The 17,409-nt window shown below is 67.9% G+C and carries 20 protein-coding genes; 6 read left to right on the top strand and 14 right to left on the bottom strand.

All coding sequences use genetic code 11. The features are described 5' to 3' along the window. Window positions 1-139 precede the first annotated feature (139 nt). The 12 genes from ACQPY0_RS47960 to ACQPY0_RS47905 all read right to left on the bottom strand — a co-directional run bounded on the left by ACQPY0_RS47960 (window position 140) and on the right by ACQPY0_RS47905 (window position 11,267). Window positions 140-3,496: a LysM peptidoglycan-binding domain-containing protein gene (locus ACQPY0_RS47960; RefSeq protein ID WP_432976862.1), complete on the bottom strand. Its 3,357-nt coding sequence runs from the start codon at window positions 3,494-3,496 to the stop codon at window positions 140-142. Window positions 3,497-3,724: 228 nt separating this feature from the next. Next, entirely contained in the window at window positions 3,725-4,153 is a 429-nt protein-coding gene (locus ACQPY0_RS47955; RefSeq protein WP_432976859.1) for a pilus assembly protein TadG-related protein, read from the bottom strand. Continuing rightward, window positions 4,150-4,596 carry a TadE/TadG family type IV pilus assembly protein gene (locus ACQPY0_RS47950; protein ID WP_432976856.1) on the bottom strand — a complete coding sequence of 149 codons (447 nt, stop codon included), beginning with the start codon at window positions 4,594-4,596 and terminating at the stop codon, window positions 4,150-4,152. Before ACQPY0_RS47950 ends, ACQPY0_RS47955 begins: the two co-directional genes overlap by 4 nt. Further along, the gene (locus ACQPY0_RS47945; RefSeq protein ID WP_432976853.1) at window positions 4,593-4,931 is read right to left on the bottom strand and encodes a pilus assembly protein; all 339 of its coding nucleotides are present in this window, start codon (window positions 4,929-4,931) and stop codon (window positions 4,593-4,595) included. Before ACQPY0_RS47945 ends, ACQPY0_RS47950 begins: the two co-directional genes overlap by 4 nt. A gap of 116 nt (window positions 4,932-5,047) precedes the next feature. Beyond that, window positions 5,048-5,230 carry a hypothetical protein gene (locus ACQPY0_RS47940; RefSeq protein ID WP_432976850.1) on the bottom strand — a complete coding sequence of 61 codons (183 nt, stop codon included), beginning with the start codon at window positions 5,228-5,230 and terminating at the stop codon, window positions 5,048-5,050. Window positions 5,231-5,271: 41 nt separating this feature from the next. Then, window positions 5,272-6,111 carry a type II secretion system F family protein gene (locus tag ACQPY0_RS47935; RefSeq protein ID WP_432976847.1) on the bottom strand — a complete coding sequence of 280 codons (840 nt, stop codon included), beginning with the start codon at window positions 6,109-6,111 and terminating at the stop codon, window positions 5,272-5,274. Window positions 6,112-6,134: 23 nt separating this feature from the next. Beyond that, on the bottom strand, window positions 6,135-7,079 hold the full coding sequence (locus tag ACQPY0_RS47930; protein ID WP_432976844.1) for a type II secretion system F family protein: 945 nt from the start codon (window positions 7,077-7,079) through the stop codon (window positions 6,135-6,137). Further along, the gene (locus ACQPY0_RS47925; protein ID WP_432976841.1) at window positions 7,076-8,434 is read right to left on the bottom strand and encodes a CpaF family protein; all 1,359 of its coding nucleotides are present in this window, start codon (window positions 8,432-8,434) and stop codon (window positions 7,076-7,078) included. The genes ACQPY0_RS47930 and ACQPY0_RS47925 overlap by 4 nt, the downstream gene beginning before the upstream one ends. A 154-nt stretch (window positions 8,435-8,588) precedes the next feature. After that, a complete protein-coding gene (locus ACQPY0_RS47920; protein ID WP_432976838.1) occupies window positions 8,589-9,425 on the bottom strand; it encodes a ParA family protein in 837 nt (278 codons plus the stop codon). 2 nt (window positions 9,426-9,427) lie between these two features. Next, the gene (locus ACQPY0_RS47915; RefSeq protein WP_432976835.1) at window positions 9,428-10,018 is read right to left on the bottom strand and encodes an SAF domain-containing protein; all 591 of its coding nucleotides are present in this window, start codon (window positions 10,016-10,018) and stop codon (window positions 9,428-9,430) included. Between the two features lie 95 nt (window positions 10,019-10,113). Next, window positions 10,114-10,803, bottom strand: coding sequence for a hypothetical protein (locus tag ACQPY0_RS47910; protein ID WP_432976832.1), 690 nt, complete (start codon window positions 10,801-10,803; stop codon window positions 10,114-10,116). A 245-nt stretch (window positions 10,804-11,048) separates the two neighbouring features. Then, entirely contained in the window at window positions 11,049-11,267 is a 219-nt protein-coding gene (locus ACQPY0_RS47905; protein ID WP_432976829.1) for a hypothetical protein, read from the bottom strand. A gap of 153 nt (window positions 11,268-11,420) precedes the next feature. Between ACQPY0_RS47905 and ACQPY0_RS47900 the strand changes: the two genes are divergently transcribed. Next, window positions 11,421-12,020: a hypothetical protein gene (locus ACQPY0_RS47900; protein ID WP_432976826.1), complete on the top strand. Its 600-nt coding sequence runs from the start codon at window positions 11,421-11,423 to the stop codon at window positions 12,018-12,020. Between the two features lie 11 nt (window positions 12,021-12,031). Further along, window positions 12,032-12,817 carry a transposase gene (locus tag ACQPY0_RS47895; RefSeq protein WP_432976823.1) on the top strand — a complete coding sequence of 262 codons (786 nt, stop codon included), beginning with the start codon at window positions 12,032-12,034 and terminating at the stop codon, window positions 12,815-12,817. 133 nt (window positions 12,818-12,950) lie between these two features. Here ACQPY0_RS47895 and ACQPY0_RS47890 read toward each other — a convergent pair whose 3' ends face one another. Further along, on the bottom strand, window positions 12,951-13,145 hold the full coding sequence (locus tag ACQPY0_RS47890) for a hypothetical protein (RefSeq protein ID WP_432976820.1): 195 nt from the start codon (window positions 13,143-13,145) through the stop codon (window positions 12,951-12,953). Between the two features lie 639 nt (window positions 13,146-13,784). Here ACQPY0_RS47890 and ACQPY0_RS47885 point away from each other — a divergent pair. From ACQPY0_RS47885 to ACQPY0_RS47875, 3 genes are all read left to right on the top strand, one after another. Further along, on the top strand, window positions 13,785-14,096 hold the full coding sequence (locus tag ACQPY0_RS47885) for a hypothetical protein (protein WP_432976817.1): 312 nt from the start codon (window positions 13,785-13,787) through the stop codon (window positions 14,094-14,096). 209 nt (window positions 14,097-14,305) lie between these two features. Then, window positions 14,306-14,680 (top strand): winged helix-turn-helix transcriptional regulator, encoded by a 375-nt coding sequence (locus ACQPY0_RS47880; RefSeq protein ID WP_432976814.1) that lies wholly within the window; start codon window positions 14,306-14,308, stop codon window positions 14,678-14,680. Between the two features lie 594 nt (window positions 14,681-15,274). Then, window positions 15,275-15,784, top strand: coding sequence for a hypothetical protein (locus ACQPY0_RS47875; protein ID WP_432976811.1), 510 nt, complete (start codon window positions 15,275-15,277; stop codon window positions 15,782-15,784). A gap of 140 nt (window positions 15,785-15,924) precedes the next feature. On the opposite strand, the gene ACQPY0_RS47870 is transcribed toward ACQPY0_RS47875, so the two are convergent. After that, entirely contained in the window at window positions 15,925-16,650 is a 726-nt protein-coding gene (locus tag ACQPY0_RS47870; RefSeq protein ID WP_432976808.1) for a hypothetical protein, read from the bottom strand. A 425-nt stretch (window positions 16,651-17,075) separates the two neighbouring features. Here ACQPY0_RS47870 and ACQPY0_RS47865 point away from each other — a divergent pair, with 425 nt between their 5' ends. Then, window positions 17,076-17,222, top strand: coding sequence for a hypothetical protein (locus ACQPY0_RS47865; protein WP_432976805.1), 147 nt, complete (start codon window positions 17,076-17,078; stop codon window positions 17,220-17,222). Window positions 17,223-17,409 lie beyond the last annotated feature (187 nt).

Genomic DNA, 17,409 nt, shown 5'->3' with positions numbered 1-17,409 from the left:
CCGGGCCCCGTCCGCGACGCAGGCAACAGTAAGCGCAGCCACCAGCACCGAACTCGGCCGCTGTCGCGACGCCGGGTCATGGTCGCCATCGCCGTATTGGGAAGGCCATTCCACTGTTCGTCCCGTCGGTGGAGATGACTTAGCGGACGCCGGCCCGCATGCGTTCCGGCATGACGTCGCACAGCAGCCGGTAGGTCTCTTTGTCGAGGTCTTCGGGGACTTCGGCATCGCGGGCGGTCATGAGTTCTTCGAGGAGGTGGTCAAGTTCCGCGGCGTTGCCTTCTGCTGCGGCTACGCGGAGGAGGTCTCGCCAGGCGATGTCGTTGGCTCGTTCGGGGTCGGCGAGCCAGGCTTGCTCGACGGCCCATCGGGCGCCGGGGATGTCGCCGCCGTCGAGACTGAGTTCGACGAGGCGGTGTGAGGTGTCCACGACGGCGGCGGCGAGGTGGTGGGGCTGGATCTCGGAGGTTGGCAGCCACACGAAGGGGTTGCGGGCGACGGAGGAGTACGCGATGTCTGCTCCGGCGAGGGGTGCACCGCGGACGAGGGCGAGAGCGTTGCGTAGGTCGCTGATGCCTGCAGGCCCCCGGCTCTCACCTCGGCTCCGGAGCCGCCGGAACAGTGTCCAGTCGAGGAGGTAGCCGTCGCGGAGCCGGTATCGGCGGTCGGCGGTTGCGTCCGGTAGCCAGGGATCGCCGTTGGGGGTCTCTCCGAGCCAACGGCGTGCACGGGCGACGGCGACACGGCGGGTGTTGGCTTTGACCTGTTGTTCGGGCCAGATCGCATCGTCGAACTGGTCGGTTGTGACGCCGTGCTGTCCGCGGACTGCAAGGTAGGTGATGATCTCGGCGTAGAACCGGAGGCGTTCGTCGGGCAGTTGCCCGGGTGCTTCGACGGTGACCGGGCCGAGGATGGCGATGCGCGGTCGCGTCGGATCGGCGTCGGTCCAGGAGTGCAGGTCCGCGTCAAGAGTGGGGTCGTGGTGGCGATGTCCTCGTACGGCGGCGTTGACTCGTTTGCGGGCCGGCTGCGGCCCGACCAACGCGATCACCGCCGGTCGCCCAACGGTGCTGCCGCGTTCGAAGTCGCCCCCATTCGGGGGCGAATTGGCTGTCGCGGCGTCGGTTGTGGTGGGTTGAGCTGGATGCTCTTCCTCGGAGGACGGCCGCAATGCCAGATCGTCGGGTTTTGGGGCGTCATCGTCGGCAGGATCTGCTTCGTCGTCGTATTCGGCCGTTGTGTCGCTGCTGGTGTCGATGAGTGCCCCGGCGGTGTCGGTGCCGCGTGCCCAAGCGTCGGTGTCGGTGGCCGGGGGTGCCGCTGCCCACTCTTCTGCGGCTTCACCGTCGGGCTCGGTTTGGCCAGGCGTTGGGACACCTCGACGGGCTGTGGTGAGTAGGTCGGCGAGCGGGCTCAATTCGGCACGCGGCAGCTGGGCAGCGTTCACGCCGTCCTCACCGTCCATACCGAGAAACGCAATGCCCAGCGCGCCGCCGGCTTCGACAGCTACCGGCCAGCGCCCGATCGGGCCGCTGCTGGCCACGGCTACGGCGACAGCGCACCGGCCAATAGCAGCAAGATCGCTGTCGAGGGCCTCCAACGCGGTGACGTCGTCTGCCTTGGGCTGGTTGATGAGGAGGACCTGCGGCATCCACGCGTCGGCGGCAACGTCGGCGACGCGCCCGGCCATCGGATCGCCCGCGTCGAGATGGTCGAGTGACTGTACGACCTGCCCAGCGCGGCGCCGGATGCGTTCGATGGCGGCTGAGACGCTAGGCGCGGCGGTGAGGCGGTCGCTGCTCAGCGCCAGCAGCTCGCCGGTTTCTTCGCCATCAAAACCGGCGATGTGGACGTCGACGTGGTCGCTCCAGCTGTTGAGGGCGAGTTCGGCCGCGAGGTAGCGCAGCAGGTTGCCGCTGGCGGTGGGGTCACCGGTGATGGTGAGGAGGCCAAGGCGTTCCAGGTCCAGTAACAGGTGCATGCCGGGGCGGGAGCCGACTGCGACAAGGACGGGTAGCGGTGCGAGCTGGCCGTCGCATTCTGGTAGCGATGCGTCACCCGGGAGGGTCCAGGACAGGCCCTCGCTGATCCATGGGTGGGGTGCGTCCGTGTTCGGGCTGGTGAGGAGGAGGTTTACCTCGGTGCCGCGGAGCCAGGCGCCGACGATGTCGGGCATCCGGTCGGCGGCGCGGCCGGCGAGCTGCATTGCCAGGGCGCGCAGTGCGTGATCCAGGCGGTCTACCGCGGCCGGCTCGGCTACGACGCGCATGTGTGTCTCCGTTGTGGGGCTGGCCGGTTCGGGCAGACGGCGTCCGACGGGACGGTGTTGCTGCTGGCGGGAGCGGCGGCGGCTGAGCACACGCAATGTGAGGGTGGCGAGCAGGGCGGCTCCGATAAGTGGCGCACCGATGCGCAGGACGGTGTCGAAGAGTCTGGTGTCATCGGCGTGTTCCGGTTGGGCGGCATCGGCGATTGCCGTGGATCCGTCCGGCTGGCTGGTACTCGCTGCGGCTGATCCTGGTTTTGTGGTGGTACTCGGTCGTGGGCTCGTCGCTGGACTCGCGCTCGTGCTCGCCGATGCGCTCGGCGTAGCTGTCGCGCTGGCTGCCGGACTCGCTGTGGTGCTGGGCGCGATGGCGGGTGGTGAGGTGGTGGTCGACGGATCGGAGCCGGAGTCATCCGATCCGGCACTGGGTTCGCCGGGTTGGGTGATCGGTGGGGTTGGCTGCGGAACTGTGAGGGTGCCGGTGGCGTGGCGGTTGGGGCCGCGGTCGTGGGCGTCCGCGGGGAGGGTGAGTTGCCAGCCGCGTTCGATGTGGTCTGGTCCTCGGACGCCGGTGGTGTCGGTGATGAGGTTGGGGTTGAGCGCTGCGATCTCGGTGTAGCGTTCCGGGTCGCCCAGGAAGCGTTCGGCGATGTACCAGAGCCAGTCACCCTTGTGGACCTCGTACACCGGTGCGGCGCTCGGCGTCGACGTGCTCAACGCGACCGGCACCATCGCCGCCGGTGCTGCTGCGCTGGTGGGGATTCGGACGGTCCAGCCAGGATAGACGCGGGTGTCGCCCGGTTTGAGGACCTGGCCGCCGGGTTGGGCGACGCCGTAGGTGGCCTCGGCGATGGTTCGCCACTGGTAGCGGTCGCCGAGATACCGTTCGGCGAGGGTCGGCATCTGTTCACCTGGCTGGACGACGTGCTCGACGTACCGGTTCGCCACGTCCAGGTTGCCGACGGTGGTGGTGCTGTCTGCGTTGTCCGTGGCGGCTGGCAGGGTCGAGACAACCGCGGGCGGTGTCGCGACGGGTGCTGCTGTCGCGGCCACAGCTGGGGAGCTGAACATCATTGTGACGGCGGTGACGAAGCTGGCGGCGGTGCGTCGTTGCCAACCCCAGACGGGGATCTGCCAGCCGCGCCATTGGGCCATGACTTCGGCGAACACCGACCAGGTGAACAGTGCCCAGGCCAGCCAGCCGACGAGGCACAAGGTCCGGACGAACACGGTCCCGTCGTCCGGGCCGGTCAGGTCGTGGACGGACGGCAGTGGCGACCCGAGGGCGCGCCACGCGGCCATCAGTACCAGCGGTACGACGACGAGGAACGCTGCGATGGCGGTCAGTGCAGCAAGGCCGGCCAGGATGCGGTGGACGTGGTGCCCCCGCCGTCGCTTCCGGGTGATGTTGCGTGGCACGGTCTGCTCCTCTCCTGGACTTGGCGTTGTCGAGTGCTGTTAGGTGGCGACCAGCACGGTTGTGGCGTGCCCGGTCGAGGTGAGGGTGTTGATGCCGATCAGGCCGAGGAACAGGGTGGTGTAGGTGATGGTGACGGTGACGGTGATGTGTTTGCGGTCCGGGGCGATGTCGACGACGCCGGTGACTCCGGCGGCGGCCAGGTAGTTCTGTGCGGCGGCCACTGCTGCAGCGGGGTCGACGACTTTTTCGCCACCTTCGATGGCTTGCGGCGCGAGGATCGCCTGGGCGGCGGCGCGGGCGGCTTCGCTGGCGACGTTGTCGGCCCGCTCCATCGCCCGGATCTTGCCGCCGCCGTCGACGGAGAGCCCGATCATCATGAGCACGGCGAAGGCCAGCACGAGTGCCAGCAGAGCGATGCGGCCTTCGTCGTTTCGCCGGGAGCTGCCCGGCCGCGAGCGCAGGGTCATGTGCGGGTCCGGAAGGTGTCGAGGACGCTGACGAACGTCGCGTTGATCGTCCGTGAGCCGGGAAGACCGTCGACGACGATGTCGCTGAGGTCGACGACGCAGGTAATGGACGCGGCGACGGTGGCCGGCTGGCCGACCGGTACTGCGAAGCCGCTGGTGTCGACCACGACTGTGAGCTGCGAGCAGTGCAATCCCTGCTGGTCGAGAGTGGCGCTGGCGGCGCGGTACGCGTCGGTGCGTGCCTGGCCTTCGGTCCGGGCGATCGACGCGGCACGGGCGGCGTCGTGCGCGGGGGCCTCGATGGCACCGCCCGCGACTTGGATGCGCCCGCCCGCGATGGCCAGACCGATCAGCGCGAGGAGGACCGGTGCCAGGATCGCTGCCTCGATGGCTGCCGAGCCTCTGTCGCCGCGGCAGCGCTGCTGGCGGTGCCCTGTGATCATGGACTGGTCACCCGCTCGACGGTGCCGTGGACGGTCGCGTGGACGCCGACCGTGGCGCAGAATCCGGGCACGATCGACAGGCAGCGTCCGTCGACGGTTGCCTGGACGGTCTGGCCGTCGCTGGTAACGGTGATGCTCACGTCGGACAAGCTGTCGCCGGTCGACGCGATGAACGCCGACGCTTTGGCCTGGCCGGCTCCGGGTGCAGCGTTGTAGGCCCGTTGGGCGTTGACGGCTTCCTGGGCGGCGGCCATGGCAATGGAGCGTGCATAGAAGTAGTTGGCGGCCTGGATGGCCAGGAACACGAGGGCAAGCACCGCGGCGGCGGTGATCACGAACTCGATCGAGCCTGAGCCGCGGTCGTCGCGCCGGCCCCGCCGGGGACGGGGGCTCTCCCGGCGGGGTGCTTGCGCGGCATCAGTTGCTGCTGGGCGTGCCGATTCCATGCTGACTACTGGATTCCGGGGATCCGGTTGTTGATCGCCAGAATGATGGCGCCGACCACGAGGCCGGCGACGAACAGGGCGAGCAGCGCGAACATGGCCCATTCAATCGAGGTTGCGCCGCGGTCGTCGGTACGGGCGGCGCGCCAGCGGCGACGCAGTACGAGGGTCATCGGTGCCTTCTGCTTCATCGTTTCTCCTCTCTTCCCCCGTCGCGTGGCGGGGGAGCTACTCAGGTGGTGACGAGCCGGTACAGGAACGGATAGGCGCCGGCAACGAAGAGGACGAGGACCATCAGGCTGGTCGGCATGTACAACACCGTGGTCGCCGTCTTCGCGCGTGCCTTGTCCTTCGCCAGCAGGGCAGCGTTGAGGGACTTCGCACGGCTACGCAGGGTGTCGTAGACCTGGGCACCCTCATCACCGGCGAGGGTCATGATGTCGCCGACATCACCGAGATCGGGGACACCGATCTGGATGGCGACATCCTTGAGTCCTTCCCACGGTGGTTCGAGCCGGAGCCGGGACACGCGCAGGGACTCGCGGATGCGGTCACAGACCCAGCCGCCGCGGGCGGCTGCGGCTTCCAAGGCTTCCGACGGCCCGCGGGAAGCGGCCATTTCCAGGGCGACGAGATTGAGGTACACCGCGACGTGCCGGCTGAACTCCTCGCGTGCCTCTGCCGCCTTCTGGCGGACGGAGACGTCGACCAGAAAGAAGAACACCACAGCCAACAGCAGACCGACGACGGCCGGGATGACGAGGCCCAAGTGCACCCCGGACAGCGCAAGGATCAGCGAAAACACCGGCGGAAACAGCAGACCGATGAGCGGGAACACCAGCTTTTCGGTGAGGTACCGCTCGGGGCTGTATCCGATCAAGGCAAGCTCGGCAGCAGGGATGCGTAGCCGGCTGGCCAGCACACCCAGTGGACCACGAACGTGGACCATAGGCCGGCGGTCATCGGCCGTGGGTGCACGCAGCTGACGCAGCGCAGGCCCAAGGGCGGGCGCCGCAGGTCGCACGGCCCGGACGATGACCAGGATGCCGAGCCCGATCACCGCACCGGTCAACAGGACGAAGAGGACTCGGGGACTCATCGTGCTGCCGTCCGTTCCCGCCGAACTGACGGAGTTGGCGTGTGCGGGGATGCCGCGCCGCGACGTTGTGCCGCCGGGACAAGGAACCGACCGTGTCGGGTCGGTCGGGTCAGCAGCCGCACCCAGGCGAGCAGCCCGGCAAGGACCAGCATGTTGGCCGTCAGCACGAGCTGCCCGACGAGCATCCCGTACGGCTTCGCGTAGTCGGCGCTGAGGAACAGCACGGCCAGCACGAGGAACGTCAGCGTGGTCATGAACCTCGCCACGAACCGCGGTTCCGCCCGGTCCGCAGCGATGTCCCGGCGCATCGCGACCTCGTCGGCAGCTGACGTGGCAACCGAGTCGAGCACGTCGGACAGGCGCTGGCCCCGGTCGCTGACGTGCAACATCAACGAAGCGATCACCTCGTCGGCCCGGAAGTCGTCAAGCCTGTCAGCGAACCGTTCCAGCGCGCTTTCAGGGTCAGTACCGGCCTGCAGGTCAGCGGCCAGATCGGCTACCTGAGCGGCGATCGGGGCCGGTGCGGTCCGCGCGCTGTTGATGATCCCCGAGATGAGGCCGTGGCCGGTGTGGACGAGGTTCTTCAGCCGCCGGGTCCAGATCTCCAGCCCTTCCAGCGCATCGATCACCTCCCGCTCCCGGGTGCCGACGCTGTACAGCAGCGGGGTAACCAACACAGCAGCTCCAGCGGTCAACCCGCCGACCGGCCAGCCCGTGTAGAGCCACACCGTGACGGTCGCGCCCAAAGCCAGCCCGATCAGGAGTTGTCGGGAGCTCCGCTCCCGAGCAGTGAGCCCGAACCCGAGCACAGCCTTGAATCTGCTGACCGTCGCCGAAGGAGGCCGAGGAGGTTGGTGCGTTCCTACCGCCGCGACGACGATGACGACCACGCCGGCGAGCAGCACTGCCGCCGACAACGCTGCCAGCACTGCGGGACTCATGCGCCACCGCCGGTGATGGTGCGCAGCGGCTGTGTCCACATACCGTCGCTCTGATTGAGCCAGGCGAGGTCGAACCCGGTTCGGAGCAGTTCAGCGCGAGTGCGCTGCGGGTGGACCTTCGGTCGTGCCCGCCCGTCGGGCCCGGGGCCGAAGATTGCCTGGGTGGTGGGTTTGGCGCCGTCGCCCATACCGACGACTTCGATGACGTGGCTGACGAATCGGTGCTGCTGACCACCTTGCGGTCGCTCATCGATGACGTCGCAGTAGATGATGTAGTCCAACGCGTTGACCACCGTGAGCCAGGCACCGGTCAGGGAGTCAGCAGCGCCGTAGCGCATCAGCAGCTCGGCCAGGCGCAGCAGCACGCCGTCGGCGTGACGAACATGCAGCGTGCACATGGAGCCGCGCATCGTGTTCATCGCGTCGAACATCGGCACGATCTCGTCCGCGCGGACCTCGCCGACCAGGACTCGCCGCATCGACAGCCGCAGCATGTCCGGGAAAAGCCGCGCCAGTGACACCTCACCGGCCGGGCGCCCGTCCGGCCCGAGGTCGCCGTGGCCTTCCCGCGCTTCGACCGGCACCACCCAGTCGAACTCACCGGTCTCGTGTAGGCCCAGTTCGAGTTCGGACTCCATCGTGGCGAACCACTCAGTGCGCGGGATCTGCGTCGCCATAGCCCGCATCAACGTCGTCTTTCCCGAACCTGGCGGCCCGGCGATGATGACGTTGAGGTTGGCCCGGACGATCGCGGCTATGAACTGCCGCAACACCGGGTCGATGGCCACGAGATCGACCATGTCGTCGAGATTGACCTTCTTCGTCCTGTGCCGGCGGGTCACGATGACCGGTGCCGTGGTGACCACGTGCATCGCCGCGAGCCGGCTACCGTTCGGCAGCCGCATGTGCAGGGTGGGTTTCGCCGCGGTCAACGCCCGCTCGTTGCGCTGGCCGACGGAGGCGATGCGCTGAATCATCTGCAGCAGCTCATGGTCGTTGGTGGCCGCAGGCGGCCCAGTTTCGACCCGCCCGTCGGCGTACTCGATCCGTACCCGGTCATAACCGAGCACCATGACGTTCTCGACCTCGGGATCGTCGGTGGCCGCCTGCAGGCGACCCAGCCCGAAGAGGTAGGCCAGGACGGTGTCGAGGAGCCGCTGCTCGTACTCGTCGGTGACCCGCTCGCCGGTCTGCCGGCGCGCGTCGACGTGGGCACGCACTACCTGTGCCGAGATGTCCTCACCGATCGCGCGTCGGTCCTCCGGGCTTTGGTCGGCGTTGCTGCGGAACTCCGCCGCCAGCAGCAGCGCTGCCTGTTCATGCAGGGCGCGAACAACCGCCTCCTCGAGCGGCACGACGGAACGAGATGGCGGCACCGGTTCCTGAACTGGCACCGGTGGTGGGGGCGGCGGAGTGGTGAAGCGGCTGTCGATCTGAGCGCGGACGGCTGCGCCCAGCACTGACGGGTCGGGGCGGTGTCCGTTGCTGTTGCCGGAGCCGCGGCGTGCGTTAGCGGACAACGCCGGCCTCCTCGCTGACGCGACGACGGCCCAGCACCGCTGGCGTTGCGGAGCGTGTGTTGTCCTCGCCGTACATCCGCCGGACTGCGGGCTCGGCCCGACTGGCTGCGCGGAGCAGCCGGCCATGGCGGGGTGCGGTGCCACTGTTCAGGGCAGTAGCACTCCTGGAGTCGTCCGGCAACGCCGCAGCGACGGGAGTGCGAAGCTCCAAAGCCAGTTCCTTGATGCCGTAGCTGCCGTCGCCGACCGTGATAAGGCCGACTGGTGGGTGGCCCGGCTGGAGCAGTTGCTGGAGCACCGTGGAGGCGGCGCGAGCGCTGATGAGCGTTGGGCGCAGGACCAGCAGGACGAGATCGGCCTGTGTGACGATTGGGGTCGCCGGGTGAGCCGCTGCGAGTCGACCGCAGTCGGCGATGACGTCGTACTCCTCTGCGCCGTCGCGGAGCAGCGGCAACCGTGCCGCGAGCTGGTCCCAGCCAGCCGTTTGACCCCGCCGCTGCGGCTCACCCCAAATCGCGGCCTGCGCCGGGTCAGCCAACCCAGGCAGCAGCAACCTGGTCATGGCCGATTCACCGCCGGGCGTCAGGTCGACCAGTTCGTTCCACAGCATGCCGTCGGTCAGCGGCTGCCGGGCCAGCGCCGAGGTCAACCGGTCCAGCCCCCGACCGTCGAGGGCCACCTCACGCAGGAACCCCGCCGCGAGGTCACCCCCGGCCGGGTCACACTCGGCCAACAGGACACGTCGTTGCCAGTTCAACGCGAACGCGAGCGCCGTCGTGGTCGCACCGGGCGAACCTTTCGCTGAACACACCGCAATCAGCGCCATCGTCAGCCCCTCGTCGTCACGACGAGCACGATGCGGCCGGCCGCTGCCATCGCCGCCACCACGGATCCGTCGGCCGTTGACACCGCCACGTCCACCCGCACGTTCCCGTTGGTCGCAGGCGCCGTGGTCCCTGCCACGGTGGCGGGGATGCTGGACGGTTGCGGCGCCGCCGTGCTCTGCGGATCCGGTACGCCGGCCAGGCCCGTCGGCGGGACAACCACCAGCACCACTGCGTCGCCCGGCTTCAGCGTCCGCGCCGGCAGCTGACCGGGCTTCAGCTCGATGCCGATCAACTGCTGGCCCGGCGCCGGAATAGCCGCCTTGGTGAGCTGGTCACGGATCAGTAATGTGCCCGGGTAGAGGTCGGCCGCCGCGTGCTGCCCGACCACCTGGGCACGCTGCGCCGCAGGAATAGGGTCCAGGCCCACGGCCGCGTTAACGTTGATCACGGTGAGATCGCTGTCCTGGATAGCGGCGCCGTACGCCACTTTGTGACTCACGGCCAGGTACGGATGCGTCATGCCGTCCTGGAGCACGAGCACGTACGCACCGACGGAGCCGAGCACGACCAGGACGATGCCGAGCGCCCACATACCCAGGCTGCGTCGTCGAGGCAGATGTGCCAGCGATGCCGCCGCCGCAACTGGAGGTGCGCTCGCCGCGTCGGCGGCACTGCGTTGGATGGTTGTCATTGGCTCACCGCCTGAATCTCGCCGATCTCGATGCTGGTCTGCGCTTGGCTGGTTGGGTTGAGCACGCCGGTCTGCCCGCCGCCGGCCCAGGTGACCGTCCAGTACGTCGTGGCGGTGAGCTGGTATCTGCCGTGCGGATGCGTCGTGGTGCTCGACGGCTCGGCATAGCGGTAGCCACACGTTGGCGAGTCGGTGTTGCCGTAGTTCGCGGCGTACGGTGTGCCCGGGTTGGTGCAGGTCGTGGTGTGTCCGTCGCCCATGTTCCAGACGATGCGCGACGCCTTCGCGGTGATGGTGACGGTGATCGCTCCGCCGCTCGCGCTCGCCGACTGCGGACCCCACGTTTCCGGCGTGACGGCCGTCCACATCCACACCGGCAGGCCCACAGCACCGCTGCCTCCTGGCTGCGGAGCGACGCCGATCTGCGCGCCCCGCAAGTGCAGCTTCGCCAGCGCCTGTTGCGCCAGTTGCGCCGGGGTCGGCCCGGCGTCCGGCGGGTTGGGGTTCCAGTAGTAGACCTGCGTGACATAGTCACTGCCGGGGCTGTGGTAACAGGTCTTGGTACCCCAAGCGCCGGTGGCAGGATCCTGGCCGCCGGGCGGCGGCTCCAGCGGCGGCGGGACCATCGCTTTCCAGTAGCAGCCGCTGCCCATGTAGGTGCCGAACTGTGGGTCGGTACATGGCATCTTCTGCCCGTTCCAGGTACACCCGGACCCGCCTCCTCCGCCACCGTCCCCGCCGCCACCGCCTGGACCGTGGCCGTCGGACCAGCACCACGGGTCGATGCTCGTATCGCAGCCCCCGCCGCCGCTCGGACCTGCCAAGGAGACCGGCTGCACTGCCGCCGCGGCGCTTGCACCGCCAATCGCCAGCAGCGTGCCGGCGACAGCCGCACTGACGATCACGCCCAGGGCCGGACGAACCCGCGCCGCTAGCATGGATCTGTCCCGCTTTCAGCTTTGTTGACCAGCCACTGGCCGGTCTGGTAGCGCCACACCGTTGCGATGGTGGAGACCTTCGGGTCCTTGATTGCGCTGTTTGGCACGGGGCTGCTATTTGCCCTGTAGACCAGCTTCAAGGCGCTGTAGTCCAGACATGCATGGATGGTCACGGACGGCTGGGCGGCGTCGAGATCGGCCTGGGTACTCACAATCCTTGCCGTCTGACCCGGATCCGTGGATAGGGATACAACACGGCGTGGCATAGATGAACGGATGCCTTGTCAGCAGGGATGATTGGACTTGTCTAGGGACCAATCCGTCGCTGTGAGAAGGACACCCGTTCGGTGCAGAGGATACCTGGTTTGGCAGGTCGGGTGCGTGTCGGCGCACCGGACGCGTCGTTGACGCCGGTGTCGGGTGTGGTCGCGGTGGCCGAGTTGGTCGGCCGGTTGGGCGTGACCGCCGCGTTGGACGACGCAGTCGGTGCGATCAAGCAGCGGGACCGGGGCCTGTCCGCGGGGCAATTCCTGGTCGCGGTGGCGCAGGCGCAGATGTGCGGTGCGCAGTTCTGGACCGGGCTGGACCGCCGCCGTGCCGATCCGGCCGGGGAGGCGCTGTCGGCGGTGGCCACACCGGCCTCGACCACCGCGGTGCAGCTTGCTGACCGGTTCGGCCCGGCCCAGGTGGCCGGGGTAGAGGAAGGCATCGGGGAGATCGTGGGCCGGGTGGTGGGACTGCTGCCGGCCAGACGGCGCGCGGTGCTGCGTACGGGTGGGGCCACCATCGACCTGGACGGCACCGATGTGGAGTGCTACGGGGCCAAGAAGGAAGGGATCGCCTACAGCTACAAGGGTGCCCGGGCCGGGCGTCCGCACGTGGCCACGTGGGCGGAGGCCGGCCTGGTCACCGCGGCGGACCTGCTCGCAGGGGACGAGGACCCGCGCCCGGGGCGGGGTCGCTGATCGAACGCAGCGTGGCCACCCTGCGCGTGGCCGGGGTCAGCGTGCGGCCGAAGGTGCGCGGCGATGTGGGCTACTTCGCCAAGGACATCGCGGCCGCCGCAGTGGCGGCTGGTTGCGACTTCTCCCTGGGGGTGACCCGCAACCCGGCGGTCTGGCGGGCCGCCGCCGCGGTCCCGGACACGGCGTGGCACACGGCAAAGCGGATGAAGGGTGCCCAGGTTGCCGTCTGCGACTACGCGCCGGCCGGGTGGCCACCGGGCACCACGTGCGTGGTGCGGCGGGTCAAGGTCCGCGCCGCCGACGTCTCGACCGATCCACGGGCCCGTCGCCGGCGCACCATCCCCAAGGACCAACTCGCCCTGGCTCTGGACGGCCTCGTCGGCCACGTGTACGCGTACTCGTTCATCGCCACCAACCTGGACGTGTCCACCCCAGCCAGGGCGGTCGCGGTCGAGGCGTGGCACCGGATGCGCACCGACATCGAAGACCGCATCCGCGACGCCAAGCACGGCGCCGCGCTGCGGCACCTGCCCTCAGCCAGCCGGGCAGCGAACACGGTGTGGATGTGGGGTGCGCTGCTGGCCGTGAACCTGTCCGCCTGGCTGCAGGAACTGGCCGGTCTGGACGGCGGTGACGGACGCGGCCGGGCCCATCTGGGCACCCTGCGGCATCGGCTGCTGACGGTCCCGGCCCGGCTGGTCCGCCACGCCGGGCAGCTCACCCTGCGACTACCCCCAGACCAACAAGGTCTCACCGAAGTTCTGCCCCGACTGCGCCGACTACCGATCTGGACCTGACCACCAGGCCCGACCGGCCCGAACACCCCACCGAGACCAGCGAACCCGGCGCCACCGGGCCACAACCATACCCACCGGCAGAAACACCGCATCACCCATCGCCCATCAGCGATATGCGTCAATCACGCCGCCGCTATCCACGGATCCGGGTCTGAGCGCCGAGCTGGACCTGCCCGTTGTCGCGCAACCGCTGAATGTTGTGCCGGGTCAGGCTCAAGAGCGGATCGGCGACATAGCGTGCAAGGTCGGCGTTGTCCGGGTCCGCCGCCTGCGAGGCGATTGCCCAGTACTGGATGTAGCCCTGGTACGCCCCAGTCGCCGACTGCACCGCCTGTGCGACGCTCGGGTCGACTGTCGGCGTGGGCGACGTTGCGCTGGCCGCCGGGCTTGCGGTCGCTGGCGCAGACGGACTCTTCCCTGTGCACGCGGTCAAGCTGGAGCCGACCATCGTGAGCGCAACCAGCTCAGTCACAAGGTGCGAGCGGCGAATCATGTGAGCCTCCCCGACAGAACGGTGAACGCAGCGCTGATGCGCTTGCGAGCAGCCCGGCACGAGGACCGCAGTCGTCCGTCGCCATGCCGGGCCATTCCGCCATCGTGCCCGTTCGATGCGCACCTGACCGGCCCAGACCAGAGCCGGACTGTCACATCGGATCGCATCGGTCTGTGCGCCCTCATCCGGCCGGACAGGTCCCCCCGCGCGAGCATCCATCCACCTCCAGCTGCAAGTTGCAACACCGCTACAAGGTCATACCTCGCAACGCAGTCGAGCCGCCACGGTCCGCAATCGCCGTACCGAGAAGTACGGTTCTGCAGGTGCGCTTCCAGAAGCGCGGAAAATCTGCGGATTCACTCACCTTTTCGGGTGTTGCCCATCCGTGCTGCCGAGGTCCACACTGGCCGCAACGCGGCGCCGGGGATTTACCGCCGTACATGGACAGTCCGACACCGACTAGGGGGCCGCTCGGTGGCCGAGCCCATCACTGTTGAGGTTCTGGGATCAGCGCTGGACCTGATCGGGCGACCGTTGATGCTGGAGGCGCTTGCCACGGTTGCCGACGGGAGGCCGCTGTCGGACGCGGCGCCGGGCGGCGCGGATGCCGGGCTGTTCCTCGATGAGTTCAAGGCGCTTCGCGCGCTGGGGATGGTGGAACCAGTCGAGGGGTCGCCGTCGGGTCCGTACACCCTGACGGCTGCTGGGCAAACGCTGACAAGTCTTCTTGGAGTCCTAGCTGCGTCGATTACCCGCACAGCGACAGGCGCCTACTCAACTCCGTAACGCCTGAACGGCGGTTTCGTCCCGATTACGCGGATTTTGCGCCCAATCGCTGCACTGACACATAGCGCACATATCGGTTGACGTCGCATCCATCGCAAAAGATTTCCCTTGACAGCACCACCGCGCCTTGTGACTTTGAAGGCTACGCATGACCTAACTCACGCCGCATCATGTCGCGGCGGTGAGCGGCGGGGGCTGAGGGGAGCTGCGTGGAAACATCGCACCTACAGAACGCGAGAGAGATCTTCGCTCGCAAGTGGGACCTTGTCGTCCTCACGCATCTGTCCGAAGGACCCTTGCGATACACACAGCTTGCGCACGCGATCCGCAAGGAGTACCCCGAAATCACCGAAGGGGTGCTGAGCAAGACCCTCCGACGTTTGACCGGCGATGGGATGGTGCACAAAGTCGCGCTCACCAAGTCGCGGCGTGCGCACGCCCTCACGACAGATGGCCGCGCTATCGTCGGCGTTCTCGCTCAGATCAGCGCGCTCTACGACCGTCACCGCAGGCCCGATGACCCTGCCGGCGAGGCGGACACCGATGACCCTGGTGACGACCCGAACCCAGGACAGCGATCTTGAGCGTCGTTTGAACAATCTCCGCGGCCATTCTGCAGCAGCCCCGCGCCTGCCCTCGCCGCAGAGACGTAGCTTGCCGGGAAGCACGGCCGGCTGCCGCGTGCCGACCGCACGATCCGCACCTACTGGTACGGACCTTCTGGACTGTGGCGCAGCAGGGGCTCCACGAGATACCAAAAGGCAATGGTGTCCGTTAGCGTTCGCGGGAGGTAGCGGGTGTCTGCGCGGGGGAACAGCTCTAGCGCACGGCCAGACCGACGCCGGACCGCTTCGGCAGACGGGGAGCCACTGCCGGCCAAAGCCAACGCCACGAAACGGCGAGGCTCCCCAGTTTCGGCCGCAAGTAGCCGCTCCTATTCGAAGGCGATGGCGCGCGGTGCGTGCTGCACAATCTTCGTGACGCCGCTCCTGCGGTGGGCGATCGTGCACCACTCAGTTTCCGCTCGACGAGCGTGGCGGCGAACGTGCCCTCGGTGCTCCACTCTGCTGGGTCCGAGCGGTGATACAGCTTCACTGACGCCCCGGGCGCGGTGCGGCGTCTGCGGCCAACGGCTCGGACCGCCGCCGTGGACCGTCGAGCTCGTGTTCGTTGCCTCATTGGCGCTGCTGGTCCTGGCGGGCATGCGGGACCTCACGCTGGTGGCGTTCGGTTGGTGGAGCGCGGTGGGCACGGTGTTGATGTTCGTGGACTTGGCCGTACAGCGGTTGCCGGCCCGGCTCTGCTTTCTCGCCGCGGGCGGCCTCGGTGCGCTCCTGCTCGGCGAAGCCGCAGCTAACCATGATTTTGAGCCATGGCTGCGTCTCGTGGTTGGTGGGCTCGGATCCGCTGCTGTGGTCGCTGCTTGCTCCCTGGCCGCTCCGACGAAGGTCCGGTGGGGAGACGTCCGGTTCGCCTTGGCTGTTGGCGGTGCAGCAGCATGGGTCGGATGGCTGGCGTTGTACGCCACGGCGATGCTGGCCACGCTTGCGCCGGCCGTGGTGGGACTCGGGCTCGTTGCGATGCGGCGAGCAACGTTCAAGACCCACCTACCGCAGGGACCGTTCTGGCACATCGCTGCGCTGGTAGTCGTCGTGCTGATGACGCTTTCAGCAGCCCACAACCCATGACGGAATCCCATCACCGGTGTCAGATGGATGTCACTTCCGACACCGTCTTGGAACCGCAGGCGTCGCTGTCGGGGTCACGGGCCTGGAATCTTGGACAGGTTCATCGGTCGGCCCGTCGGGACGGACGCATCGCGTGGTCGCTAAGTGAAGGCCCCCCGCAGCGCAAAGTCGATCACTTCTGTCGCGGAGTCGTCGAGCGTTCTGTCCTCCAGGACGAAGCGGAAGGGCTCGACGAGGCCCTGCTTGCGCAGCTGCTCGTTGCGGCCAGCGAGCTTGCGGGGCTCGTTGTCGACGCCTTTGATCAGGCCGAAGCGGCGTAGTGCGACGTGTGCTTCGTAAGCGTCGCGGGTGAGCCCGAATCGGCGCCTCCGGGTGCTGTCGGTCATAAAGATCCCCGACTCGCGGTAGGCGGTCGGATGCTCCTTAGCGAGCAGGCGCAGGCTGAGCCATAGTGCGATCTCACTGTCGGTGAGACAGTGGACCCAGTTGTTCGTGTAGAACTCCACCGGGATGTCGACGCCTTCGTTCCGCCGTGGCGTGATGTAGCGGCTCTCAGCTGGCAGTCCTGGCTGCACTCCGCCATCGTTGCGCAGCAGGAAGTGCTCAAACTTGTTCCGGGGACGTGTTCCGGCAGGGAGCATGACAGCGCCTTCTCTGACCAATCGCTCGATGGCGCTTTTGACCTGCCGCAGCCGGTTGTCCATCTCAGAGCGCCCTCTGGCGGAGACGGTCGCCGTCACCGCAAGCAGTCCGATCCAGCCGACGTCCTCGGACGACGGCGGCCATAGCAGCCGGTCGTTGGTGTGTGCGCTTCCAGGCCGTTGCCGGACCTGGGTCTCGTAAAGGGTCGTGAGGTACAGCCGCATGGCCAAGCCCCGTGGAGCAATGAGGCGGCCGATTAAGGGTCGGCTCGGGACGGTCGAGTCAGGGTTTTGCTCAGTCTGACGCGCGGCCTCGGGAGTAAGGGCAAGTACATTGGGCCGGAGTCGGACCTCGTTGATACCGAAGATCGCCACCTCCTCCAGGGCGCGGCGGCTGCGCCGGTGCAGGTCTCCCCGCTGTAAGTCCTGCAGTCGCTCCCGCCGAAGTTCCACGGACCAGTTTTGACCCTTTGACCGCAACCCGACCTCATTCCCAATGGGGGGGCCTAGCTGCAAGAACGCCTTTCTCTCGCAGCGCCCTCGTGTTGTCTATGCGCGGGTTAAAGGGTATCGACATCCGGCATGACGAAGGCAGCCAAGCGCTGTGATGCTGTCCGAGACCCGTCCCGCAGAGTTTCGAATGGACAGCGATGAGTTGGATCGAGACCGCCATAATCGAGATGAACAAGACCATCCGCTACGCGTTGCGGAACACCGGAACAACGCTCCGGCTCTGTGCGTTCGTCGCCACGCTGACCGCATGCGTCGCGGTCATGTCGTGGTTCAGCGTCCTGTGACTTTTCGCCTGCTGCTCGGGTAGCCACCTGTAACGTGCTGAGGTCGCTTGATCAGGGCCGACCCTGACGACGAGTACAAAGGCAGCATCCAGGCCGGCGCCCTCAACGTCAAGTTCACACGCGCGCATCGGCCGGATCAGCAACCACATTGCGGTGCACCGACCACCTCGAACCTCACACCGTCAAA

Source organism: Dactylosporangium sp. CA-233914 (assembly GCF_050942935.1).
Classification (GTDB): Bacteria; Actinomycetota; Actinomycetes; order Mycobacteriales; family Micromonosporaceae; genus Dactylosporangium.
This window is presented reverse-complemented; position numbering and strand designations above follow the sequence as displayed.